Origin of the sequence: Jeotgalibacillus aurantiacus (genome assembly GCF_020595125.1) — a bacterium.
GTDB classification, from domain to species: Bacteria; Bacillota; Bacilli; order Bacillales; family Jeotgalibacillaceae; genus Jeotgalibacillus; species Jeotgalibacillus aurantiacus.
Map to the genome: position 1 here is coordinate 550,030 of NZ_JACNMS010000001.1, position 24,266 is coordinate 574,295.

General features: G+C 45.2%; 21 protein-coding genes. 7 read left to right on the forward strand and 14 right to left on the reverse strand.

Going from position 1 to position 24,266, the window contains the following annotated elements; all coding sequences use genetic code 11:
• Nucleotides 1-174: 174 nt before the first annotated feature.
• The 14 genes from H7968_RS02600 to H7968_RS02665 all read right to left on the reverse strand — a co-directional run bounded on the left by H7968_RS02600 (nt 175) and on the right by H7968_RS02665 (nt 15,262).
• Nucleotides 175-1,134 carry an ABC transporter ATP-binding protein gene (locus H7968_RS02600; protein WP_227394679.1) on the reverse strand — a complete coding sequence of 320 codons (960 nt, stop codon included), beginning with the start codon at nt 1,132-1,134 and terminating at the stop codon, nt 175-177.
• Between the two features lie 10 nt (nt 1,135-1,144).
• Nucleotides 1,145-2,056: a C40 family peptidase gene (locus H7968_RS02605; RefSeq protein WP_227394680.1), complete on the reverse strand. Its 912-nt coding sequence runs from the start codon at nt 2,054-2,056 to the stop codon at nt 1,145-1,147.
• 12 nt (nt 2,057-2,068) lie between these two features.
• Nucleotides 2,069-3,157 (reverse strand): dipeptide epimerase, encoded by a 1,089-nt coding sequence (locus H7968_RS02610; protein ID WP_227394681.1) that lies wholly within the window; start codon nt 3,155-3,157, stop codon nt 2,069-2,071.
• Nucleotides 3,154-4,074, reverse strand: coding sequence for a S66 peptidase family protein (locus H7968_RS02615; protein ID WP_227394682.1), 921 nt, complete (start codon nt 4,072-4,074; stop codon nt 3,154-3,156). The genes H7968_RS02610 and H7968_RS02615 overlap by 4 nt, the downstream gene beginning before the upstream one ends.
• Nucleotides 4,075-4,354: 280 nt before the next feature.
• Complete coding sequence (locus H7968_RS02620; RefSeq protein ID WP_227394683.1) at nt 4,355-5,992, reverse strand: peptide ABC transporter substrate-binding protein; 1,638 nt, start codon at nt 5,990-5,992, stop codon at nt 4,355-4,357.
• A gap of 76 nt (nt 5,993-6,068) precedes the next feature.
• Complete coding sequence (locus H7968_RS02625) at nt 6,069-7,100, reverse strand: ABC transporter ATP-binding protein (protein ID WP_227394684.1); 1,032 nt, start codon at nt 7,098-7,100, stop codon at nt 6,069-6,071.
• Between the two features lie 15 nt (nt 7,101-7,115).
• A complete protein-coding gene (locus H7968_RS02630; RefSeq protein ID WP_227394685.1) occupies nt 7,116-8,066 on the reverse strand; it encodes an ABC transporter permease in 951 nt (316 codons plus the stop codon).
• A gap of 2 nt (nt 8,067-8,068) precedes the next feature.
• The gene (locus H7968_RS02635) at nt 8,069-9,001 is read right to left on the reverse strand and encodes an ABC transporter permease (RefSeq protein WP_227394686.1); all 933 of its coding nucleotides are present in this window, start codon (nt 8,999-9,001) and stop codon (nt 8,069-8,071) included.
• Between the two features lie 12 nt (nt 9,002-9,013).
• Nucleotides 9,014-9,838, reverse strand: a complete 825-nt coding sequence (locus H7968_RS02640; RefSeq protein WP_227394687.1) for a M55 family metallopeptidase — start codon at nt 9,836-9,838, stop codon at nt 9,014-9,016.
• A 310-nt stretch (nt 9,839-10,148) separates the two neighbouring features.
• On the reverse strand, nt 10,149-11,150 hold the full coding sequence (locus tag H7968_RS02645) for a sodium:calcium antiporter (protein ID WP_227394688.1): 1,002 nt from the start codon (nt 11,148-11,150) through the stop codon (nt 10,149-10,151).
• Nucleotides 11,151-11,262: 112 nt separating this feature from the next.
• Nucleotides 11,263-12,594: a hemolysin family protein gene (locus tag H7968_RS02650; protein ID WP_227394689.1), complete on the reverse strand. Its 1,332-nt coding sequence runs from the start codon at nt 12,592-12,594 to the stop codon at nt 11,263-11,265.
• A 40-nt stretch (nt 12,595-12,634) separates the two neighbouring features.
• Nucleotides 12,635-13,945, reverse strand: a complete 1,311-nt coding sequence (locus H7968_RS02655; protein ID WP_227394690.1) for a hemolysin family protein — start codon at nt 13,943-13,945, stop codon at nt 12,635-12,637.
• 39 nt (nt 13,946-13,984) lie between these two features.
• Nucleotides 13,985-14,377 (reverse strand): MerR family transcriptional regulator, encoded by a 393-nt coding sequence (locus H7968_RS02660; protein WP_227395074.1) that lies wholly within the window; start codon nt 14,375-14,377, stop codon nt 13,985-13,987.
• Between the two features lie 138 nt (nt 14,378-14,515).
• Nucleotides 14,516-15,262, reverse strand: coding sequence for a sugar phosphate isomerase/epimerase family protein (locus H7968_RS02665; RefSeq protein WP_227394691.1), 747 nt, complete (start codon nt 15,260-15,262; stop codon nt 14,516-14,518).
• 121 nt (nt 15,263-15,383) lie between these two features.
• Here H7968_RS02665 and H7968_RS02670 point away from each other — a divergent pair, with 121 nt between their 5' ends.
• The 7 genes from H7968_RS02670 to H7968_RS02700 all read left to right on the forward strand — a co-directional run bounded on the left by H7968_RS02670 (nt 15,384) and on the right by H7968_RS02700 (nt 24,258).
• Nucleotides 15,384-17,555 (forward strand): beta-propeller domain-containing protein, encoded by a 2,172-nt coding sequence (locus H7968_RS02670; RefSeq protein WP_227394692.1) that lies wholly within the window; start codon nt 15,384-15,386, stop codon nt 17,553-17,555.
• Between the two features lie 976 nt (nt 17,556-18,531).
• The gene (locus tag H7968_RS02675) at nt 18,532-19,335 is read left to right on the forward strand and encodes a Cof-type HAD-IIB family hydrolase (protein WP_227394693.1); all 804 of its coding nucleotides are present in this window, start codon (nt 18,532-18,534) and stop codon (nt 19,333-19,335) included.
• A 13-nt stretch (nt 19,336-19,348) separates the two neighbouring features.
• Nucleotides 19,349-20,029 carry a pseudouridine synthase gene (locus H7968_RS02680; RefSeq protein WP_227394694.1) on the forward strand — a complete coding sequence of 227 codons (681 nt, stop codon included), beginning with the start codon at nt 19,349-19,351 and terminating at the stop codon, nt 20,027-20,029.
• A 288-nt stretch (nt 20,030-20,317) separates the two neighbouring features.
• Nucleotides 20,318-22,180, forward strand: coding sequence for a mechanosensitive ion channel (locus H7968_RS02685; protein WP_227394695.1), 1,863 nt, complete (start codon nt 20,318-20,320; stop codon nt 22,178-22,180).
• Nucleotides 22,181-22,312: 132 nt separating this feature from the next.
• Nucleotides 22,313-22,687 carry a GntR family transcriptional regulator gene (locus H7968_RS02690; protein WP_134373888.1) on the forward strand — a complete coding sequence of 125 codons (375 nt, stop codon included), beginning with the start codon at nt 22,313-22,315 and terminating at the stop codon, nt 22,685-22,687.
• Nucleotides 22,650-23,549 (forward strand): ABC transporter ATP-binding protein, encoded by a 900-nt coding sequence (locus H7968_RS02695; protein ID WP_227394696.1) that lies wholly within the window; start codon nt 22,650-22,652, stop codon nt 23,547-23,549. The genes H7968_RS02690 and H7968_RS02695 overlap by 38 nt, the downstream gene beginning before the upstream one ends.
• Nucleotides 23,542-24,258, forward strand: a complete 717-nt coding sequence (locus H7968_RS02700; RefSeq protein ID WP_227394697.1) for a hypothetical protein — start codon at nt 23,542-23,544, stop codon at nt 24,256-24,258. Before H7968_RS02695 ends, H7968_RS02700 begins: the two co-directional genes overlap by 8 nt.
• Nucleotides 24,259-24,266: the final 8 nt, after the last annotated feature.

Genomic DNA, 24,266 nt, shown 5'->3' on the forward strand with positions numbered 1-24,266 from the left:
AAATGATTTAATAGCGTCCGGCTTTCCGCTTGTTCATCAGCTTACGGATAATTGGATACACAATCGGACCATATTTAATTGCTTTTTTAATTAAATTCTTCATGGGAAATCTCCTCCTGAAAACGGGATATAGTTATAGGTATTCCCTGCTTTCAGTATACACAAACATGAGGATCAGGCGTAGTGACAGGCGGCGAAGTGACCTGTTTTGACTTCCCGCCACTCCGGTTTCTCTGCTGCACAGCGCTCATCGGCAAGCGGACAGCGGGTTCTGAACACACACCCGCTTGGCGGATCAATAGGACTTGGCAATTCTCCTTTAAGTAGAATTCGTTCTCTGTTTTCCTCGATATCCGGGTCAGGAATCGGAATGGCTGACAGCAGCGCCTTTGTGTAAGGATGCTGCGGATCCTCGTACAGCTTTTCACTCGTTGTGAGCTCTACCATGTGACCAAGATACATGACCCCGATCCGGTCTGAAATGTGCTTGACCATGGATAGATCATGCGCAATAAACAAATAGGTAAGTCCCTTTTCGTCCTGAAGAGACTTGAGCAGATTGACGACCTGTGCCTGCACCGATACGTCCAGTGCTGAAATAGGTTCGTCTGCGATAATGAAATCCGGATCGAGTGCAAGAGCACGTGCAATACCAATACGCTGACGCTGACCACCTGAGAATTCATGGGGATAACGGTTGGCGTGATCGCGGTTCAGACCAACATCCTCCAGAAGCTGATAAACCTTTTCCTTCATTTCTTTAGCATTTTTGTAAAGACCATGCACTTCCATCGGTTCCGCAATAATTTCAAGAACCGTGGACCTGGGATTCAGTGATGCATACGGATCCTGAAAAATCATCTGCATATTCCGCAAAAAAGAAAAACGCTCTTTTTCATTCATTTGATGGACGTTCTGTCCGTCAAAGTGAACTTCCCCATCTGTCCGGTTGTATAGACCCATGACCGTTCTGCCTGTCGTGGATTTCCCGCATCCTGACTCTCCAACAAGCCCGAGCGTCTCACCTTTATATACGTCAAAGCTGACGCCATCCACTGCTTTTAACAGCTGGTTTTTCCCTAAATCAAAGTGTTTTTTTAAGCCCTTCACCTCGAGCAGCTTCTGCTGTGTCATGATGTTCCCCTCATTTCTTCCAATATCGACGTGTTTCGCACCATTCTTTTTCGTAAAAAGAGCCTTTGATTTCCTGAATCATGATCCGTTTACCCGGTGTTGGGGAATGAATCATTTTCCCGTCTCCATGATAGATTCCGACATGATGGAGTCGCCCCTTGCCTTCTTCATAAGCGAAAAACAGGAGATCACCAGGCTGCACGTCTTCTTTTTTAACCTTTACTCCGGCAGCTGCCTGATCTGAGGCATCACGTGGAATGATATAGCCGTTTGCTTTATGTATGGAATAACTGAAGCCTGAGCAATCATAGCCGTAAGGCGTCATGCCTCCCCAAAGATACAGCAGATCGATAAAGCGTTCCCCTTCAGTCGCAAGCCCCAGGCCGCTGCGCTGCTCCTTTTGACCACGGTAAAGCTCTACGTCATCCGGTTTTAAAAACCCGCTGCCATGCGGTGTATGTACTTCAATCCGTTCTCCTTCGTCCAGTACAGGTAGAATGGTTGTATAAACGAGTGGAAGGAGCTGTTCTCCGTTTTCATTTTTCAGATCAGCAAATTCTGCTGTTACCATGGCAAGCAACTGATCCGGCTCTCTCTCGGCATCCTCCTCTGAAACGTCAGTTAACTGCACAGAAGGAATCCAGCCCGGATAGCCTGCCTCATTCTTTTTACTCGCCTGGGAAGGGACAAGGACATGGGACCACCCATCCTTTTCCTCGAGCACATATACGGTCTCTCCATAAAGCACCTGTGACTGTATTTTATTATCATCAAGCAGCTGCTTTCGTTCCTCAGGGGACATCCCATTTAACCATTTTTCAATCTGAACCGGATATTCAATCGCCTCCTGATCCAGATCTCTCGGGGAGTCAGGACCTGTCCATAAAGTCGCGACTGTCACGTTAATGTGAGCTGTTTTCATGATGTTTTCCTCCTAAATGACGGCATGATTCTGAATCGTCAGGATACCGAGTCCCGGCGTATTGGCAAGCTTCATTTCAGACTGATGATAACTGACGCCTCCAACCACGATATCCTCAGCAAGCAATAGCGGCGCGTCAAAGTCAAAGCGTGTAATGTTCCGCTGACTTGCGGCAAAATGGGCAGCCGCTGTGATGCCGACCTTTGTTTCAATCATGCTCCCTGTCATACATTCAATGCCATAGCTTTCAGCCAGCTTGGCGATCGTCAGCGCCTGATGAATACCGCCTGCTTTCATGAGTTTAATATTGATCAGGTCAGCCGCCCGCATTTGTAAAACCCGTATCGCATCTTTCGGTGAGAACACACTTTCATCTGCCATAACAGGGGTGTAAGTGTGATCAGTCACCTGTTTTAATCCTTCTATATCATGCGCTTTGACCGGCTGTTCAACGAGTTCAATATTCAGTCCCTCGTCTTCCATCTTACGGATCGCATAAATCGCCTCTTTCGCCGTCCAGCCCTGATTCGCATCCAGACGCAGTACACAGTCCGGGGCTTTTTCACGAATGGCACGAATACGCTTCAGATCTTCTTCGATCGCCCCGATCCCGACTTTTATTTTCAAAATAGAGAAACCGTCCTGGATAAACTGTAAAGCATCCGAAGCCATTTCCTCAGGTGCATTGACACTCACGGTATAATCCGTTTCAAGCGTATCCCGGCTTCCACCGAGAAACTGATAGAGCGGCAGTCCCGCGTGCTGGGCAAGCAGGTCATGAACGGCACAATCAAGCGCAGCTTTTGCACTTGTATTACCCACCATGGATGTGTGGATCGTATGTAAAAGATTTTCCCGTGCGAGTACGGATTGACCGATACATTTCGGACCGATCACTTCGTTAATTGCTGCCTCAATGCCTGACAGCGAATCTCCTGTGATGACATGTGTTGGCGGTGCTTCTCCGTAACCGGCCCGGCCCTCTGAATCTATGATTTTCACGACGACGGATTCAGCAGTCGTTAACGTTCTTAAAGCTGTTTTAAATGGCTTTTTTAAAGGGACTTTTACCCTGAACGTTTCAATCGAGCGGATCATCACTCCACCCCCGGCAGCAGTGTCAGTGATTTTCTTGAAGAGGATAGTCTTGCTTTTACACCAAGCGGCACGGCAAAATGCGGCTCGCAATGTCCAATGTTAAATCCGGATATCACCGGAATACCAAGGTCAGCCAGGTAATGATCCAGCACTTCTTCCAGTGATAAAGAAGGCTTTCCATTCGTCGGCACAGCGTTTTTAAAATCACCGATCACAATACCGGACAGCTGATCAAGCTTTCCTGCCATCCGCAGCTGATTCAGCATGCCATCCACACGATAAGGTTCCTCATCAATATCTTCAATAAGCAGCATTTTATTTTTCAGGTCGATTTCAAATGGCGTACCCAGTGTGCTTGTAATCAGAGTCAGGTTTCCCCCGGTCAGCTCACCGACAGACTCTCCTCCAGATAAAACGGTAAGCGGAGAAATCGCTTCTGTATAATGTAATTCCTTCGGTTCAAAAAGCTGGTCAAACATGCGTTTAGATAAATCAGAGAACGATTCTTTTCCTATATCAGACGCGGGCATCGGTCCATGAAATGTGACAAGCCCTGTTTGCTGTCTGATTGCCGTATGTAAAAATGTAATATCGCTATATCCCCAGAAAATCTTTGGGTTGTTTTGAATCAGTTCGTAATCAATCCGCGCAGCAAGTCTGGCTGTACCGTATCCGCCACCTGCACAGATCACCGCGTCAATTTCAGGATCAGCAAACATATCATGAAGGTCCTGAAGACGGTCTTCATCTTTTCCACCGAGGTAACCATACACATCTCTCACATGTTTTCCTTCTTTTACCTTAAGTCCAAGTGAAGTGAAAAACGCAATCGACTTTTCCATCTGCTCAATATTCGGTGGACTGGCCGGGGCAATAAAGCCAACGGTATCTCCCGGTTTCAATGCTTTTGGTGTGATCATATTTATTGCTCCTTTCTTAACTCTGGAAAAGAGGACGGAATAATCTTTTCCACAATCAAGAAAAGTGTATGATTTTTCGTGTCAAACTTGCCGATTAACATCCATTTTTTATAGTGAATAAAATGAGGTGAGCGGAGCAGAAGGCGGCGACTCCTGCGGCATCAAAGGGTCAGGTGAGACACCGTAGTGCGAAGCACTAGGTGGCTCACCGCCCGGCCGCGGAAAGCGTCCGCCTGGCGCGCAGCTCACCGGTTATATTATCTTAATCACGAAATAAATCTTACTCCGTCTTATCCGCCCACTTCAATTCCACATAACCTACCGGGTGACGGACAACGTCTTTTACATTGTCAGCATATAGATACACCTGGTTGTAATAGTGAAGCGTGAAGATCGGTGCTTCGTCCATCAAGAGTTTTTCTGCCTGGTACAGAAGCTCATAACGTGCTGCTTCATCTGTTTCAGCTTTTGCATCGGCAATCAGCTGATCAAATTCTGCGTTGGACCATCCTGTACGGTTCATGGATGAATCCGTTACAAAGCTTTCAAGTGCATTGATTGGGTCTGCATAGTCATGCAGGAATGAACTGCGTGAAAGCTGATGCTGAAGTCCACGCTGCTCATCAAGGAATACATTACTCTCAACGGCTGAAAGTTCCATCTCCACACCGAGGTTCTGGCTGATCATCTGCTGGATCGCTTCTGCCACAACACGGTTTGACTCTGTGTTGCTGTAAGAAAGTGTGATCGCAGGAAGTTCATCATAGCCTTCTTCTTCCATACCTTCTGCTAAAAGCGCTTTTGCTTCTTCTGCATCAAACACTTGAAGGTCTCCGTTTGTTTCACGGAAGTCATTGCCGCTTGCATCTTCAAATCCTGGTGACACAAATCCGGTTGCCGGCACTTCACCCATTTTCGTTACGAAATCAACCAGTTCCTGTTGATTAACTGCTTTTGCAATCGCCTGGCGGATCTTTTTGTTCTGGAATGGCTCTTCATTTACGTTAAAACGATAGAAAGCAAGTCCTGCCTGATCTTCAATCACAACATTTTCGCTATCAATCAGTTGATCGGCACTGTCGGCAGGAATTTCAGACATATCAAGATCTCCACTCTCGAACATCTGATATTCTGTATTCGTGTCACTTACCATTGCCCAGTGAACCTGATCAAGCTTGACATTGTCAGCATCCCAGTACTCTTCGTTTTTCGTCATGACAAGCTCGCTGTCATGTGCCCATGATTCCACTTTAAACGGTCCGTTTGCAACAAATGTATCTGCTTCTGCGTACCACTCAGGGTTTTCCTCTGCAGTTGCTTTATGAATCGGGAAGAATGACGGGTTTGAGATAATGTTCAGGAATGCGCCTGTTGGTGCCGTCAGTTTTACTTCCAGTGTTTTTTCGTCCACAGCTGTGATACCAAGAGATGATGAATCTCCTTCACCTGCGTTAAACTCCTCTGCCCCTTCGATGAAGTAAGCAAGGAATGCTGCAGGTGAAGCTGTATTTGGATCCAGCATATACGTCCATGCATAGACAAAATCCTCTGCTGTTACAGGCTCTCCATTTGACCAGTTCGCATCTTCGCGGATGTTAAACGTGTAAGTTAAGCCATCCTCAGAGATGTCCCATGACTCAGCCATTGCTTCCTGCGGCTGATCATCCTGACCAAGACGTGTTAAGCCTTCCATCACGTTATTCAGAATATTCCATGATGAAGCGTCGAAACCGATAGACGGATCCATTGATGTCGGCTCTACACCATTGTTCATGCGCAGAACTTTTTCTCCGCTTTCGCTCTCTGTACCTTCTACATCCTGCTCAGGTGATTCATCACCGGCATTTTCATTCGCTGTACATGCTGCCAGTACAAGCACCATGACGATTGAAAATAAAAAGATTCCCCATTTCTTCATGCTGTTTTCCCCCTTTTATGATTATGTATGGTTCCGGCCTGAAAGCCTGCCTGTCATCTAATCAGACACGTCTCTTTCAGGCCGGATTTGCGCGCTCATCCAGCAGCCAGCAGCTTGCTTTATGCGTGAATGTGAGCTGCTCTGTCTCAGGCATAAGTTTGTCACACACGACCATGGCATGCGGACATCGTGCAGCAAACGGACAGCCCTCCGGCGGTAAAAATAAATCAGGCGGCGTTCCCTCAATCGGTTCAAGCGCCTTACCCTTTAAATCCAGCCGCGGAACGGAATTCAACAGCCCTTTCGTATAAGGGTGTTGAGGCTGATAAAAGATTTCTCTTTTCGTGCCTGTCTCTGCAATCTTTCCTGCATACATGACTGCAATGCGGTGGGCAATTTTCGCCACAACACCCAGATCATGTGTAATTAAAATGATGGATACACCTGTCTTTTCCTGAATCTCCTGAAACAGCTCCAGAATCTGCGCCTGAATCGTCACATCCAGCGCGGTCGTCGGCTCATCGGCAATCAGCAGCTCCGGCTCACACATAAGGGCAATCGCAATCACGATTCTCTGTCTCATCCCGCCACTGAACTGATGAGGATACTGTTTAAGCCGTTCTTCAGGATTTGGAATGCCCACCAGCTTCATCATCTCAACCGCTTTTTTCTTCGCCTCAGCTCCGGAGATTTTCTGGTGCTGACGGATTCCTTCTGTCAGCTGATCCCCTATTTTTAATGTAGGGTTAAGAGCTGTCATCGGATCCTGAAAGATCATAGAGATATCAACACCCCGGATTTCCCGCATTTCCTTTTTTGAAAGTGATGTAAGATCCTTTCCTTTGAACACCACCTGTCCACCCGTGATTTCACCGGGTGGCGATGGAATCAGTCCCATAATCGCGCTGGACGTCACACTTTTACCACAGCCGGATTCGCCTACAATCGCAAGCGTTTCTCCGCGAAATACATCGAAGCTCACACCGCGGACCGCCTGAACAGTTCCTCCATACGTTTTAAACGTGACCTGCAAATCCTTCACACTTAATACAGGTAAGTCTGCTTTCGCGGGTCCGGATTGCTTCTTTTGTTCCTTGATTAATGTCATCATGTCACCTCCGTTTTATTTTCTCAGCTTCGGATCAAGCGCATCCTGTAAGCCGTCACCTAATACGTTAAATGCAAACATGGTGACTGAAATAAAGAATGCCGGGAAGAATAAACGCCACCAGTGTCCTGAAATAATGACCCCTAATGCATCATTAGCCATCACACCCCAGCTGGCATGCGGTGCCTGAATGCCAAGTCCAAGAAAGCTCAGAAACGCTTCGGCGAAAATAGCGGTTGGCACCGTTAATGTCATCTGTACAATGATCGGCCCCATCGTATTCGGCAGAAGATTTTTTCTGATAATACGGGACGTTTTTGCTCCAAACGACTGTGAAGCTGTGACAAACTCATAGTTTTTAATCTGCATGACCTGACCGCGGACAATCCGGGCCATTCCAATCCATCCGGTAACCGTCAGCGCAACAATAATCGTGGCAAGGCTCGGCCCCATCACAACAAGCAGCAGAATCACAACGAGCAGGTAAGGAAGTCCATACAGGATCTCGACAATACGCATCATGACATTGTCCGTTCTACCACCTTTATAACCCGCAATGCCTCCGTAAATGATGCCAATAAAGAAATCAATTAATGCGGCCATCAGACCAACGAACAAGGAAATCCGCGCTCCGTACCAGGTTCTGGCGAAGACATCGCGGCCGAGGTTGTCTGTGCCAAACCAGTGTGTGCTGCTCGGCGCCATGTTCTGATTCGGTAATACTTGTGTGGTAGGGGAATGAGGCGTCATCATCGGTCCAAAAATCGCCATAAACGCGAGTCCGATTAAAAAGACCAGTCCGCCCATTGCCAGCTTATTTTTCAACAGACGCCTCCAGGCATCCTTCCAGTAAGAAAGTGAAGGCCGAACAACCTCCTCGGCTTTCTCACGATCCTTCCCGACCGGCTTAAACCAGTCGTCCGGAATTTGTTTTTTATGTGTGTCCTGAGAAGATACTTGTCTCATTCCTACTCTCCTCCCTTCTTCGCCAGCTTGATTCGAGGATCAAGCAGCGTATATGCTACGTCAACAAGGAAGAGCATAAAGACCAGAATGGAACTGTAAAACACTGTCGTGCCCATAATGACCGGATAGTCACGATTATTAATGCTGTCAACGAAATACTTGCCCATGCCCGGTATTGCAAAAATCTTTTCAATGACAAAGGTTCCTGTTAAAATTCCTGCAAGTAATGTACCTAAAATCGTTACGACAGGGAGCATGGCATTTTTCAGTGCATGCTTGACGACAATCTTAAATGGTGTCAACCCTTTGGCACGCGCCATTTTTATGTAATCCTGCGTTAAGACCTCGAGCATGCTGGAACGCGTCAGACGGGCAATAATCGCCATTGGTCCCGTAGCCAGGGCAATGACCGGTAGAACCATATGCATCGGACTGGACCACGTGGCAGCCGGGAGTATCTGCCAGTTTACTGCAAACTGCTGAATCACAAGTGTTGCCAGTACAAAGTTCGGGATGGAGATACCCAGCACAGCGAGCGTCATCGCCATATAATCGACAATGCCGTTGTGCTTTAGTGCGGCAATGATCCCTAACGTAATACCTGACACAAGCGCAACCAGCACCGTCACGATCCCGAGTTCAAATGAAATTGGAAAGCCGCGTCCAAGCAGATCATTGACCGTCTGATCAGGGTTCTTGATAGATGGTCCGAAATCAAAGGTTGCGATACTCTTCAGGTAAACGCCGTATTGTACATACCAGGGCTGATCAAGACCAAAATGAGCCTCCAGGTTCGCCTGAACCGCTTCACTCGTTCCACGGTCCTGATTAAACGGTGAACCCGGAATGCCTTTCATGAGGAAGAAGGTCAGCGTTGCAATCACCAGCACCGTGATGATCATGATAAAAAACCGTTTAACAATATATGTAGTCAATGACTGATCCCCCTAACAAAATGTTGTACGCATCGCAAGCTCTGTCATGACCAGCATCGCCTGATACGCTTCTAAGATGTTTTTCGCTTCGTATGACACGATGCAGGTCCCCGGCTCAAGCACGGTCCCAGGCATTAAAGCTGCCCATTCCGCCTCACCATAATTGGTAAACTCAATTTTCAGCACCGGAGCATCTGACGCAGTGACAGGCTGAACGGATTGGCGTGCTGATAACGCCTCCCCCGTTGCGAGCTTTAACTTTTCCCGAGCCTTTGCCGGCGTCAGGCTTTTAACAGATGACCTTGAGATTGTTTCTTTTACTGCGACCGTTTTAACGTTCTTAATCAGCTTATGCGCCTCTTCAGCTGCACAGTCATCCCCTGCTACCATCACAACCGGAACTCCATAATGACCGGCTACCATCGCATTAAACCCAAGCTCTCCAATCAGGTGGTTATCAATCCACATATTGCGCACACCCCAGGTCATCGCGTGCGACATCACACCCTTTTGCCCCGCTCGTGCATGATAGCCAACAAAAATAGCCGCATCGAAGTCCGCGGTAAGTCCCTGGACCATTGAAAACGGCTTAACATCTCCGGTGATCAGCTGCGCTTCCTGGTGTAGTTCCTCAATGATGATGTTATTCATTTTTGAGTGAGAATCGTTAACAACTACCTCAGTGGCTCCCGCTTCAAAAGCTGCTTCAATGACGGCATTTGCTTCGCGCGTCATGATCATTCGTCCACGTTCATAGTTTTTTTCATTTGAACTCACGTATGTATAATCTGGAAGGCCTGTGATTCCTTCCATGTCCACAGACAAATAAACCTTCATCCCCATAATCCCCTTTTCTTCTCTCTCTTTCTAATAAACAGGACAACTATCATAATTTTCAAACTACTATAGCAAAATAATCATGATCTATCAAATGAAGGAAGGACTGTTTTTAGTTGGTACAGATGGGTTCTGAAGGAATGGATGATGGCTCGAAACAGCGATAAATCAACTATTTCGGGTAGGAAAATAGTTTGGTAAATGAATGCAGAAAAAATTTATTTTTATGTTGAATGAGAGGATATTTATTCATCTGATTTTATACAAAAAGCCGAACAACCCAATAAGAACATAGGGTGTCCGGCTTTCCTCAACTGTTAATGAAAATCAGGTATGAAGTTGTAAAGTAAACAATGACGATCAGGATGGACGGGAGCATATATTTAAGCGAGGACGTTGCCTTCTTCATCAGAACAGCCCATATTGCAATGACTGACAGAATCGTCACACCCACAGCAGTCAGCAGATGCGAGTCGGATACAGAAGCAATGATCGCACCTTCGCGGTAAATCACGTCCGAACCGGCAAGGATGAGCATGTTAAAAATATTACTTCCGAGAATGGAGCCCATGGCAAGATTGATATTTTTCAGTCTTAGCGCTACGAACACAGACACTGCCTCTGGAAGTGAGGTTGTTGCCGCTACAAGAAAGCTTCCGATAAAACTTGAACCCAGTCCGGTGATCACGGCGATCTGATCACCCATAATCGATAACACAGTTCCCGCACCCATGATCACGATCGCAGCGATAATAAAACCGATCACAGCATGCCTTACAGTCATCGTGAAATTAGAGGCAGTCTTATCAATCGGCTCGTGTGACTCAACCGCTTCAACTGTCTGATTGCTTTTTGAAATGCGGCCGATGACCACAATCCCAACAACGTAAATAATGGCAATCAGCAGCGAATCAAGGCCGATGCCCAGAATCGTAAAATCAAGACGCAGAATTAAGGCGGCCATGACCAGCAAGGTTAACAGTAAACCGAGACCCGCTGTATATAAGTGATCGTTACTTGCCTGCAGGAAAAGCTTTCTCTTCCGGTAATACAAGTCAAAGCAGGCAAGGATAAAGACGTTAAATAAGTTTGAACCAAGTACATTTCCAATCGCAATATCATTATTTCCGATCAGCACCGCTGAAAGGCTCGTCGTCACCTCAGGCAGCGATGTTGCCCCGGCAAGCAGAAGCGTACCGACAAGCAGCCCGCCCATTGCGGTTTTCGTGCTAATCACATCAGCGTAGGAAGAAAGCTTCATCGCCGCATAAACCGTTACAACAGCCGCCAGCAAAAACCAGACGAATACCATTATGTATTCACTCCCTCAAAGAGATTAAGAATAAACCCGTATGATTTATTCTCCCCAATATCTTTTACTTCGAAACCAAATCAGACTGCCTGACGAATCGGCAGTCTGATTTTTACACTTCTTCAGAAGCAGCGTCATGTTCTTCTTTTTCAACTTTGATGTGAACTCTTTCGATACGGTTCTCTGAAACCTCAAGCACCTTGAAAACTGTGTTTTTGTATTTAAATATCGGCTTCTCATGGTCAGCAGGAATATAACCCAGCTCATGAATCATAAATCCGCTGATTGTATCGAGATCCTTTGATGGAAGACTGACATGAATGATCTCCTCCAGCTCCCAAAGGCGGAAGGTTCCTTCAGCCTCGTATTCACCAGGTGCCAGCTCAGTAATTTCCTGTTCAGAAAAACCAGGTTCAAGGCTCTCACTGAGAATTTCTCCAACAATCTCTTCAATGACATCCTCAATCGTGATTAAGCCCTCCGTACCGCCATATTCATCAATCACGATGGCGATATGTGTGTTACTTTTTTGCATAGAAGCAAATAATACGTCAATCGGCTGGGATTCTAAAACGAAAAATGGCTTACGGATGACATTTTTTAAATGAAACGGTTCGTCACGGCCCACATACTGAAAAAGATCCTTCGCGTGTAGCACTCCGACAATTTTATCAATTTCCCCCTCATATATAGGGAAACGCGTGTAACGCTCTTTATTAACAAGAGTCAGCACGTCTTCAAACGACGCATCAATCGGCAGTGCAGACATATCCCGGCGGTGCGTAATAATATCTGAAGCAATTTTATCGTTAAATTCGAAGATATTATTGATCATTGTTTTTTCTTCGGGATTGATAGTGCCTCTTTCACGTCCCACATCTACAAGCATCCGGATATCTTCTTCTGTAGCTTCTTCATTTTTAGCATTCGGATCCACCCCGAACAGGCGGACTACCGTGTTAGTAGACCATGTCAAAATCTTTACTACCGGTGCACTCACCTTTGCTAAAAAGGATAAAGGGCCGGCTGCAACATTAGAAATCGCTTCTGCTTTTTGCAGTGCCAGATGTTTTGGAACCAGCTCCCCAAACACCAGCGTGAAATAAGATAGGATAATCGTGATCGCTACGACTGAGATCGTATTTAATACACCGAGTGATAACGGAACACCGAGATCCACAAGACTTTCAGCTAACGGCCCCGCAAAAAAATCAGCAGCAAAGGCACTCGATAAAAATCCGGCCAGTGTAATACCGATCTGAATCGTACTTAGGAAAAGACTCGGCTGAGAAATCAAATTGTAGAGTGTTTTTGCTTTTGCATCTCCATTATCAGCTGCTCTTTTTACCTTGTTATCATTCAGGTTAACAAGCGCCAGCTCAGATGCAGCAAAAAAGGCATTAATAATAATCAGAACGACGAGTGTAATCAAGGCGACGGTCAATGCTTAACTCCTCCATGAATATCATTTTGATGAATCACTTTTACTGTGCCTGCTTCAAAACTTGCAATTCGACAACGAGAATCTGATGGTTATCCATTTCTTTTACCGTCCACTTATGTTCTTCATCATTCAGCACGGTCGTTCCTTCCGTAATATCATCCTGATGATGCTGAAGCCAGCCAGCAATGGTATCCACTTCTTCTCCGTTCTCAAACTCAATGCCAAATCTTTCTTCCAGGTCCTCAAGTAATACGCGTCCATTAATCGCATAAGTCAGCTCGGCGGTTTCTTCGATATCTGAACGTTCATCTTCATCGAATTCATCGCGAATCTCACCGACGATTTCTTCCAAAATGTCTTCAAGTGTTAATAGTCCGGAGGTTCCGCCATATTCATCAATCACCAGTGCCATATGGACTCTCTCAAGCTGCATTTTGAGCATCGCATCCTGAAGAGAAGTCTGTTCATTGATCAGTACAATATTGTGGAGCCCATTTTCGAGTTTGTATTGACGGTCTTTTACCACACTCGTCAGCAACTCTTTTACATTAACAAACCCGACGATGTGATCTTTATCGTAGTCCTGTGTCACAGGAAATCTCGTATATTGATGCTCATCAATCAGGCTTAAAATCTCATCTACACCCATGGAAAGATCAAGTGTCTCCATTTGTACACGTGGAACCATAATGTCCTTTGCTACTCTTTCATCAAAAGCAAAGATATTTTCCATAAATGAGAGCTCTGTCTCATTTATCTCCCCGCTCTGAAAGCTTTGCGTCATAATAATTTTCAATTCTTCTTCCGAATGGGCCTGCTCATGTCCTGCAGGCTGCACGCCAAATGCGCGAAGCAAAAGTCTGGCAGAACCATTCAAAGTCCAAATGGCAGGAAACATGATTTTTCCGAACCAGTATAGCGGTCTCGCTAAAAGCAGTGTCATCTTCTCAGCAAATTGAATCGCCAGTGTCTTTGGTGCAAGCTCACCAATCACAACGTGTAAAAACGTCACCAATGCAAAAGCTACTGCAAAGCTGACAATCGTTGAAAGAGAGTCCGGAAAACCAAAACTGTCAAACACGGGATGCAATATCTTTTCAACAGTTGGTTCACCTAACCACCCGAGACCAAGTGCTGTCACCGTAATACCGAGCTGACAGGCTGATAAATAATAGTCCAGATCCGTGACCAGTCTTTTAACGATTGGTGCTGTTTTATTTCCTTCCGCAATCAGCTGATCGACACGGGACATTCTCACTTTGACAACCGCAAATTCCGAGCCCACAAAAAAGGCCGTTAATCCTATCAATACTGCCACTAGAACAAGGTTAAGAATCAATATACTGTCCAATAAGTTCCCCTGAAAAAGGGGATTCACCTCCGAAATTTTTCAACTTAACAGAGTCGTGATCATTTGCAAAACAGGGACCATCTTCAACTGGATTTCCTGCGCAGCATAGCGTCTCTCTTCTGGAGATGCATGCTCTAGCTCAGATTGAAGTGATGCCAGTTTTGATTGCAAATGCTCAAGCTCTTCATTCACTTCGTTTAACTTTGGAGCTGTTGCCTTCTCTTCTTTGCAAGCCATGATTTTTTTAATTTCCTGTAAAGTCATTCTGGCCTCTTTCAGCTTCTGTATGTGTTCAATTTTATCCAGAACGGATTCCGGATATAATCTGTAGTTTGCTTCAGAGCGCGAATAAGATAAGAGCCCCATCTGTGTATAGTAATCAATCGTCCGGGTTGAAAGTCCACTGCGCTTTGCAACCGTTCCGATTCGTATTAGCTCCTTCCCATCGAACCATCTTCCTCTCTTTTATCAAATTAAGAAAACTATACAGTATAACGTGCTGCTTTACAATCGAATTGTTTGTAAACATTAAAAAACTGCAGGAGATATAACCCTGCAGTTTTCCATCAATTATAACCAGCCCTTCACAACCGCAGCACTTGGCTGCACTTCATCAACCGGTTCTCCGTCAAAATGCTCCTGCTCAACGACAAGCCAGTCTAATTGCACGGCACCTGCATACGATTGAAGAGGCAGTGAGCCTTTACCGACTGCCGCAGTCCGCGTTTCCCCTTCTCTTTTTTCAAGATCTTTCAGGTGAATAGAGAAAATCCGGCCGCGCAGGCGTTCGAGTAAATCATATGTATTCACACCCGAATACTCCGTCCAATACACATCGATCTCGAAATAAACAGGATGGTCAGTGGTATGCTTCTCAAGGATCTCCCATCCGGTACGTCCATCTTCAAGCTTCGCAAACTCGAAATCATGGTGATGATAACCAACTCTGATGCCTTCTTTTTCAGCTGCCTGTGAAGCCTCGTTTAACAGCCTGGCTGCCTCTTCATACTTGTCGGCAGTGCGCCAGTCTTCATCTAAATATGGCATGATTAGTTTCGTATTTCCAATCTCCTTGGAGAACGTAATCCATTTCTTAAATTTTTCAGGGTCCTGGAAGTTTTCCACAGGAACATGAATACCGGCAGGCTTCAGGTTATTTTCATAGAATAATTCATTCCACCGGTTACTCGTTAATCCATAGTCACCTGCAAGCTGCACACCTTCGTACCCTGCTTTGCTAAGCTGTTTTAACGTCCCTTCAAGATTCTCTTCCATCGCTTCTTTAACAGACCATAATTGAATCGCCACTTTTGACATAAAAATCCGCCTCCTTTTCCACAAGCGTACGCTGAAAACCTTTTCAAATCAATTGTGTAACTTTATCTGTTACTTGTTCGTCATATTTATAACAAATCATTCCAACAGGAGGATCTTAATAATGGCTTATAAAAAATGGCTGTTTGCTGCAGCGGTGTTGCTGATCGCCGGCGGAGGAATTACTGCTTTTTTTCTTACATCAAAACCCGAACTGACAGGAACTGCATCAAGTGCTTCTTCTAAAATGGTATTCCCCGATCATACGTGGACATTCTATTTCACTGAGAAGATGAACAGTGACTCGATTAATCAAGATACGGTGTTCATTGAAGATTCAGAAGGAAACAAGGTTGAGGTCTCCCTGACGCTGATCAATGAGAATCGATCGTTGAGAGTGGCTCCTCCTGAAGAAGGCTACACAGTCGGAGAGACCTATACGATGAGCTTTTCAGATGAATTGAAATCCTCTCTAGGGCTGAAGCTGAAGGAATCATCTTTCACCTTCACAATTGTCGATGATCTCCCTTCCTTTCAGTCTGAAGAGGAAGTGAAGAATTACTTTGCTGCTGCGATGGAGAAACAAAGAGTGTTTATGGAATCAGATATGATGGTTGAAGAGTCTTCTGCCGAGAGCTCAAACAGCTCCGCTGACATGGCTTCCAGCGGCGGCGAAGGAAGCGGAGGATACTCTGAAACGAACAATCAGGTGGAAGGGGTGAATGAAGCAGATATTGTCAAAACAGATGGTTCCTACATTTATCACCTGAACCAGAATCAGGATCTTTTAATTCACCGTATTCTGGAGTCTGGTGAGACAGAAAGAATTCAGGTGTTGTCATTTGAGCAGGCAAATTTCTACGGCAATCAGCTCTTCTTACATGAAAATACGTTAGTTGTTCTTGGAGATGCATGGAGTGAAGTTGCAAAGAATGGACTCCCGGCGCATTCCGGAGTTACAAGTGCCTATATTTACGATGTCAGCGACCCTGCCAATCCTCAGCTACAGAGAGAGGTTGCCGCACAGGGACATATGATGAACGCACGAATGATTGGTGACAATCTCTATTTCATTACCGGTCATTACCCTGATGTGTGGCTTATGCAGGAGGAGCCTGAGAAGGTTGAAGTACTGCCATTCTTTAAGGATTCTACTGTATCAGAGGAGTACCAGAAGACGGCGGCTGAATCGATTAAGGTGTTCCCTGAATCCGAGGAGATAAATTACTCCACGATCACTTCCGTCAATGTTGCGGATCTGACCTTACCCGCTAAAACACAATCTTACCTTGGCGGCAGTGGAGAACTTTATATGTCGCAAAGTCACCTGTATATGGCTGCTTATTCATATGATATTCCTGAAAACACAGAAGCCTCCGATACTGCTGACACTTCGATGGATATCATGCCTGCAGGACGCTTTAACGCCAACACGAAGATTTATAAATTTGCGATTAACGATCTCGATGTTCAATTCGTGGCAGAAGGAACGGTTCGCGGGACAATTTTAAACCAGTTTTCAATGGATGAGCATGAAGGCTACTTCCGCATCGTGACCACTGATGGTTCCACGTTTGGTGAGAACCGGGATTCAACGAATAACCTGTTTATTTTAGATGAGGGTATGAACATCACAGGCTCCGTTGAGGATCTGGCAATCGGTGAAAGAATCTATTCCGCACGGTTTATGGGTGATAAAGCGTATATGGTCACCTTCCGGGAAACGGATCCGCTATTTGTCATCGATACAGCCGATCCAGCCAATCCTGAAGTACTCGGCGAATTGAAAATCCCGGGTTTCAGCAACTACCTGCATCCACTTGATGAAAATCATCTGATCGGGTTCGGTAATGAAACGTCCCTTTCGGCGACTAAACCGGGTGAACCACCACTCGTTTTACAGGAAGGAATGAAGATTTCTCTCTTTGATGTAACGGACTTCTCCAATCCTGTTGAAAAAGACGTTGAAGTCATTGGCGGCCGTGGTACGTATTCACCTATTATGCACGACCACAAAGCACTGTTTCAGCATAAAGAAAGAAATCTGTACGGCTTTCCGATTAATCTGTATAACCAGGAAGACCTGAATAGTGAAATGGAATTTGTCGGTCAGGGTGCCATGGTGTATAAGATTACAACAGATGGAATCGAGCTTGCTGAAGAATATATTCAGGAAAAAGAGCCGAACCAGATGTATGAGGAGTACGAATCAATGGTTCAGAGAATGATTTATGTTGATGACACGCTTTACACCATCAGCATGAAAGGCATTAATCATTATCCGCTGCCTGAATAAATCACCCATTTAACAAGCCCGGATCGAGTTGAAGATCCGGGCTTTTATCAATTGATATCAACAGATTCCAGATTTGCAATGCGCGTTCTTTGGTGTAAGAGGATCAAATTAATTAGTCACGAAATAAGATGGTTCATTGGGGAGCCCATACATTGAACGCGCATCGACAGATTCCTGGATGGGATTGACAGTTTCTCCGGCGTTTGCGACAAAAATGAAACAGCTAACAACAGAAAAGCAGGCTCAATCGACAAATTAGACTCACGCTGCAAGTGCTAACGACAGATTCAATCAGGCTAACGACAGAAAAGTGCATGCTAGCGACAGAAAGTTTTAACGGAGTTTGCTCTTTCACAAAAAGAGACAATCTTTGACTCGAGAAGCGGACTGGACGGAAACGCCATGAGCGCATCGACAGATTCCTGGATCCGGTCAACAGTTTCTCCGGCATTTACGACAAAAACGAAACAGCTAACAACAGAAAAGCAGGCTCAATCGACAAATTAGACTCACGCTGCAAGTGCTAACGACAGATTCAATCAGGCTAACGACAGAAAAGTGCATGCTAGCGACAGAAATTTTTAAGGGAGGAGTTTTCTCTTTCACAAAAGCAGACAATCTTTGACTCGAGAAGCGGACTGGACGGAAACGCCATGAGCGCATCGACAGATTCCCGGATCCGGTCAACAGTTTCTCCGGCATTTACGACAAAAATGAAACAGCTAACAACAGAAAAGCAGGCTCAATCGACAAATTAGGCTCACGCTACAGGTGCTAACGACAGATTCAAACCGGCTAACAACAGAAAAGTGCATGGTTGCGACAGAAATCACAGCTATTGATCAGCTCGCCGTGTGGTCTCATCCTTCTTCTGAAGTCCCCATAAACCCACACGAATCCGGGCTTCTCTCTTGTCCTCTCTCCCCCTTTTGCCTTACAATATAGAGATTGTATAGACAAGAAGGAGCTACTTACTATGACATATAAAATGATTGTTTTAGATATGGATGACACTTTACTGCAGGATGATCACACGATTTCCGACCGCACAAAACAGGCCCTTTTACAGGCACAGAAGCAGGGTGTAAAGGTCGTACTTGCCTCCGGGCGCCCGACTTATGCGATGTGGGATACCGCGCGTGAGCTGGAGCTTGCTGATTATGGAAGCTATATTTTATCGTTCAACGGGGCAAATATTTATAATGCAAAAACAAAAGAGCTTTTGTTTAAAAGTACACTCTCTCCTGAAACGGTTCACCGTCTGTACGACCTGAGCAAACGTGAAAACGTGGGGATTCAGACGTACGTTGGGGATGCCATCGTGACGGAACAGGATAATCCTTATACGCAGATCGAAGCCGATATCACCGGGCTTCCTGTTGAGATTGTTGAAGACTTCAAAGCAGCGGTTCAGGAGCCGGTTGTAAAGGTGCTCATGCTTGAAGAAGGTCCGTTCCTGGCTGAGGTTGAAAAAACGCTGAAAAAAGAACTTGAGGGTGAGCTTGCGGTTTACCGTTCAAAGCCTTATTTCCTTGAGTTCACAGAAGACGGCGTCACAAAAGGCTCCAGCCTGTCTCAGCTGATCGAAAAGCTGGGAATCAAACGTGAGGAAGTGATTGCTTGCGGTGACAGCTATAATGATCTTGAGATGATCAAGTTCGCAGGCCTTGGTGTTGCCATGGGCAATGCACCTGAGGATATTCGTGCGGCCGCTGATTTTGTTACAGAAAGCAACATGAATCACGGTGTAGCTCATGTAGTCGAAAAATTCATCCTGTAACGGAGGTCAGGCTGTGCACATTCAATCGTACTTAAGTCAGTGTGGCGCTTTTTCACGAAGAGAAACGGCACGTCTTTTAAAAGCGGGGCGCGTGACAATTAACGGCGAAACCGGTCATGAGCGGAGCACTGTGGCGGAGTCCGACCTTGTTCTTGTAGATGGGACGCCCCTGCCTTCTCCCGCTGAACCTGTCTATCTCGCTTTTCACAAGCCGCGCGGTATTACATGCACAGCACAGTCCTCTGTTGAAGGAAATTTATCTGATTACCTAAACTGGCCGACCAGGATTTTCCCAGTAGGCCGGCTCGATAAGGATTCAGACGGGCTTCTGCTGCTGACCAATGATGGCACAATCGTTAACCAGTTGATGAAGGAAGAACAGCAGAAGCAGAAGGAATATCTCGTAACCGTTAAGAGGCCGATTACAGATGACATGCTTGAACGTATGCGTGCCGGCGGCATCTTGATCAAAGGACGTGCCGCCTCGGCCGCAACCGTCGAAAAATTGGATGACTTCAGCTTCCGCATCGTATTAATGCAGGGGCTGAACCGGCAGATCCGGCGAATGTGCCGAGCTTGCGGAAATGAGGTTTTGACCTTAACGCGCGTGAGAATTGAGCATATTGAGCTCGGGAGCCTCCCATCAGGTGAGTGGCGCGCATTAACTGAATCAGAGATTACACTTTTGACATAACCGGTGCCTGGTGCACCGGTTTTTTTTGCGGTGTAAGTTCTTTCAGATGGCCGTTCACAGGATTAAGGGGATGTTTCACAAAATTTGAATGACGGTTCTAATAATACGACGTTGGTTTCGCAAGATTTTGCTCAAGCTTCGCAGCATTTCACACCGCTTTCGTAAAATCGTGACAAAAGACCCCCTCAATATCGCGATCAAAATTTATAAAATTCTATCAATTTTTGTTTCTATTTGTCAGCACTAGGGAATTAAAAAGGTGATTACTCACTTTCAAGGAGGGATAGAATGAACAACCTGTTTTACGATGGCGGATTTAATACAAGTGCTTTTTTAAATTCACTTGGAAACCTTTTGCTGGCTGTCATTGTTCTGATTATTGGTTATTTTATCGCGAAAGCCATTGGAACTGCAGTCGAAAAGCTTCTCAAAAAAACGGGTGTCATCCGTAAATACGGGTCTCCACGCAGCTCCACACGGATGAGCACTGCGACAAGAGAAGGAAAAGAGGGTGAGTCAAAAAACAAGTGGCCGCCCGAAAAGATTGCCGGAAAGATTGTATTCTGGATTCTGATGGTCTTTGTCTTTATCTTATTCTTCAATATACTTAACCTGAATATTATCGCTTCTCCACTTGTCGATATGATGAGTACCATTCTTGCCTTTATTCCAAATGTCCTGACTGCTGCGCTGGTTCTTCTTTTAGCGTATGTCATCGCGCTTGTACTGAAGTTCCTGGTCGTTAAAGTCGGGTCCCGTCTTGTTAAAAACCGCAAAGTCCAGGAAAGCAACTATGTAAAAGACAGATCCAATCTTCAAGGCTATGTCGAAAATGCCGGCACGATTGTGTTCTATATCGTTCTATTAATGTTCCTGCCTGGCATTCTCGGTGCACTTGGTATTGAAGCAGTATCAGGTCCTTTCAGCGGCATGCTGGAAAGCTTCCTGGCATTTATTCCAAGGCTCGTTGCCGCTGCACTGATCTTTGTCGTCGGCTGGATTGTCGCTAAAATCGTCCGCGATATTGTCACTAATTTTCTTCATGCAATTGGTACAGATAAATTAGGAAGCAAATTAGGATTAAGTAATTTCCTGAAGGATACGTCTATTTCTTCAATCGTCGGGACGGTTGTCTTTATTCTAATTATGATTCCTGTTACCGTTTCAGCTTTGGATCAGCTCCAGATTGCCGGCATTACTGAACCGGCCATTAACATGCTGAATGATGCCATGGCGATGATTCCGAACATTATTATCGCGATTATCCTGATCCTTGTAGGTTTGTGGATCGGAAAATGGGCTCGCCGTTTTGTGTCAGATTTGCTCGCAAGACTCAGCTTTAATAACGTCACGAGTCACCTTCGTGTAGGGGGCTGGAAAGCATCAGGCACAAGTATGACCCCTGCTGACATTGTTGGATATCTTGTTCAAATTGTGATTGTGATTCTATTTATTGTAGAGGCTTTCAACGTTGTAGGCCTGAGTTTCCTTGTAGACCTTGGAACTGCTGTACTTGCCTTCCTTCCAAGCGTCATCACAGCGATTGTGATTCTGGGGCTCGGCATTATTTTAGGCAACATCGTCAAGCGTGTGCTGGACAGTTTGTTCAGCGGATCAGAGCTTTCCATGCTCAGCTCTGTTGCCAAATATGCGATTATGGCGCTGGCACTTTTCATGGCACTCGATCAGCTGGGTGTAGCAGACACAATCGTTAACTCTGCGTTCATTCTGATTCTTGGAGCTGTTGCGCTGGCGTTCGGCCTTGCCTTTGGACTTGGCGGACGTGACAATGCATCACGCTATCTCGATAAGCTTGAGCGTAAAGCAGCCAACACAGAAATAAATACTGAAAAAGCAAAGCAGACACGGGAGGATATCAAACGTGAAACACGTGAAGAATCCGCTCGTTATGAAAACAAATCCACATCGGATCATAACAACCGTCCTGTTGTAAATGACTGGTCACAGGATGAAAAAGTAAATGAAGATCTCTCAAATGATACGTCAGCCTGGGAAAATTCAAACGAAGATCTCTCAAACGACACATCGGCCTGGGATGACGTAAACAGTGCAGATGATTTCCCGGAAGAAGACAAACGGAATGAAAACCCGTTCGCCCCGGATGATTTTGACGACGATCGCAGAAGTTAATGAAGTAAGGCGCTCCTATTGGGGCGTCTTTTTTCATGTGCAAAAATAATTTTTTCCAAATGTATTGACTTTTCAGCCGTATGGTTTTATGGTTAATTACATAAGTAACTAACCAAAGAGGCAGGCGGGATTATGGACGAAAAATTACGAGATGATATACCTATTTTTCAACAGATCGCCGAAACGATTGAGTCAGGCATCCTGGAGGGTTCATACAGCATCGGAGATCGTGTTCCATCCACAAACGAATTTGCAAAGTTTTATCAGATCAACCCGGCAACAGCAGCCAAGGGCATTAATCAGCTGGTGGAGCAGGAAATTCTTTTTAAGAAAAGAGGAATTGGAATGTTTGTAGGGGATAACGCACGAAACATTATTTTGTCTAAACGGAAAGAACGCTTCTATCATGATTATGTTGTTCCGTTAAGAACAGAAGCTGCACGTCTAGGCATTTCAGAGGATGAACTAAATGACTGGATCAGAAAGGGTGATCGTGATGAAAATTGAGCTGTTGGAAACCTCAAAGTCATATGGATCCAAGCAGGCGTTAAAGTCCGTCAGCACGACAATTGAACCAAACAAAATTGTTGGTTTACTTGGAAGAAACGGTGCCGGAAAAACAACCATGCTTCAGATCTTAGCCGGACATATCAAGCCATCAGACGGCCGTGTTCTAATCAACGGTCTGGAACCTTTTAATAACCGGAAAGCACTTCAGCATATATGTCTGATCAGCGAAGCAAATAACTTCAAGCGAAAGCTGAAAATTCGTGAAGTGTTAAAAACGGTCAGCCGTTTCTACCTGAATTGGTCCCAGGAGACAACTGAACGGCTATTGAAGACGTTTAATCTTGATCCGGGTATGAGTGCAAAAGGGTTATCTAAAGGAATGGAGTCTGCATTAAGTATTACGATTGGTCTTGCGAGCCATACTTCCATTACGATCTTTGATGAGCCTTATATCGGAATGGATGCCAGTGCACGCTATAAGTTCTATGATGTGCTTCTCGAAGAGTATGAATCCTATCCAAGAACGTTTATCATATCTACTCATTTAATCGATGAAGTGAGCAGCCTTTTTGAAGAGATCATCCTAATGAAGGAAGGAAAAATTCTAACGCATGAATCTGCAGAAGAGTTAAAGCTTAAAAGCTTGCAGATCAGCGGTCCTAGAGCAAAAGTAGATGATTTCATTGAAGGCAGACAGGTTATTCACGCTGCAGAAATCATGGGACAGAAAACTGCCCTCTTATACGGTGAGGGACTTGACCTTAATAAAGCAAAAGCAATGGGGCTTTTGACAGAACGAAGCTCTATTCAGGAATTGATGGTTCATTTAACGGAAAAGGAGGAAAAATTGTATGTTTAAACAAATGATGGCGCTCATTCGTTTTTTCTTGATTGATATGCGTTTTTCGATTTTGCTATTCTGGTCAATTTACATGATAAGCCTCATTCCGGTAAGTGTTTTATCTGCTGCGGCTGATGGAAATGTTTATATTTCCTCTACCATTGCTATTCTTATATTCTGCGGCATTTCAGGTTTTATTTTACTGAAAGAAACATTCTCCTACACCATTAGGTTAGGGGTAACACGTCTAGAATATGCGATCTCCGGAGTTATTTTCGCAGCTGTTTTAGCATTTATTATGAGCAGCACAGGGATCATCATTAACATGATTTTTTCTGCTTTAATGGAGTGGGTTGGGTGGTCACATGTTCAGCTGATCAATATTTCCGATATGATCGGGACTCAAAGTACGATGCTTGCTGAATTTGGTTTACTAATGTTGTTTAGTTTTATCACCCTGATTGCCAGCTTCTTTCTTAGCACAGTATTTCACAGGTTCGGCCTGGTTGGCGGACTGAGTGTTGTAGCTCTCCTATTTATTACTATTCTTATTGAATCTCTTCGCACAGAAGTAATTGATTGGTTTGTAAAGGATATGGAGCTTGGTATGATGCCTATCCATATCACACTTAATTATCTCAGCCTTTCTATACTGGCTGCCTCTTTTCTGACTCTGAGCATGCTCGTATTATGGAAAGCGTCAATCCATCCTGGAGCAGCCAGATAAAAAACCGT

Coding starts and splice junctions, on each gene's coding strand:
- H7968_RS02625 (WP_227394684.1), bottom strand. CDS start 7,100: ATGACATTAATCAAGGAACAAAAGAAGCAATCCGGACCCGCGAAAGCA.
- H7968_RS02685 (WP_227394695.1), top strand. CDS start 20,318: ATGAACAACCTGTTTTACGATGGCGGATTTAATACAAGTGCTTTTTTA.
- H7968_RS02695 (WP_227394696.1), top strand. CDS start 22,650: ATGACTGGATCAGAAAGGGTGATCGTGATGAAAATTGAGCTGTTGGAA.
- H7968_RS02600 (WP_227394679.1), bottom strand. CDS start 1,134: ATGACACAGCAGAAGCTGCTCGAGGTGAAGGGCTTAAAAAAACACTTT.
- H7968_RS02665 (WP_227394691.1), bottom strand. CDS start 15,262: ATGTCAAAAGTGGCGATTCAATTATGGTCTGTTAAAGAAGCGATGGAA.
- H7968_RS02640 (WP_227394687.1), bottom strand. CDS start 9,838: ATGAAGGTTTATTTGTCTGTGGACATGGAAGGAATCACAGGCCTTCCA.
- H7968_RS02630 (WP_227394685.1), bottom strand. CDS start 8,066: ATGAGACAAGTATCTTCTCAGGACACACATAAAAAACAAATTCCGGAC.
- H7968_RS02615 (WP_227394682.1), bottom strand. CDS start 4,074: ATGATCACACCAAAAGCATTGAAACCGGGAGATACCGTTGGCTTTATT.
- H7968_RS02645 (WP_227394688.1), bottom strand. CDS start 11,150: ATGGTATTCGTCTGGTTTTTGCTGGCGGCTGTTGTAACGGTTTATGCG.
- H7968_RS02605 (WP_227394680.1), bottom strand. CDS start 2,056: ATGAAAACAGCTCACATTAACGTGACAGTCGCGACTTTATGGACAGGT.
- H7968_RS02670 (WP_227394692.1), top strand. CDS start 15,384: ATGGCTTATAAAAAATGGCTGTTTGCTGCAGCGGTGTTGCTGATCGCC.
- H7968_RS02620 (WP_227394683.1), bottom strand. CDS start 5,992: ATGAAGAAATGGGGAATCTTTTTATTTTCAATCGTCATGGTGCTTGTA.
- H7968_RS02690 (WP_134373888.1), top strand. CDS start 22,313: ATGGACGAAAAATTACGAGATGATATACCTATTTTTCAACAGATCGCC.
- H7968_RS02675 (WP_227394693.1), top strand. CDS start 18,532: ATGACATATAAAATGATTGTTTTAGATATGGATGACACTTTACTGCAG.
- H7968_RS02700 (WP_227394697.1), top strand. CDS start 23,542: ATGTTTAAACAAATGATGGCGCTCATTCGTTTTTTCTTGATTGATATG.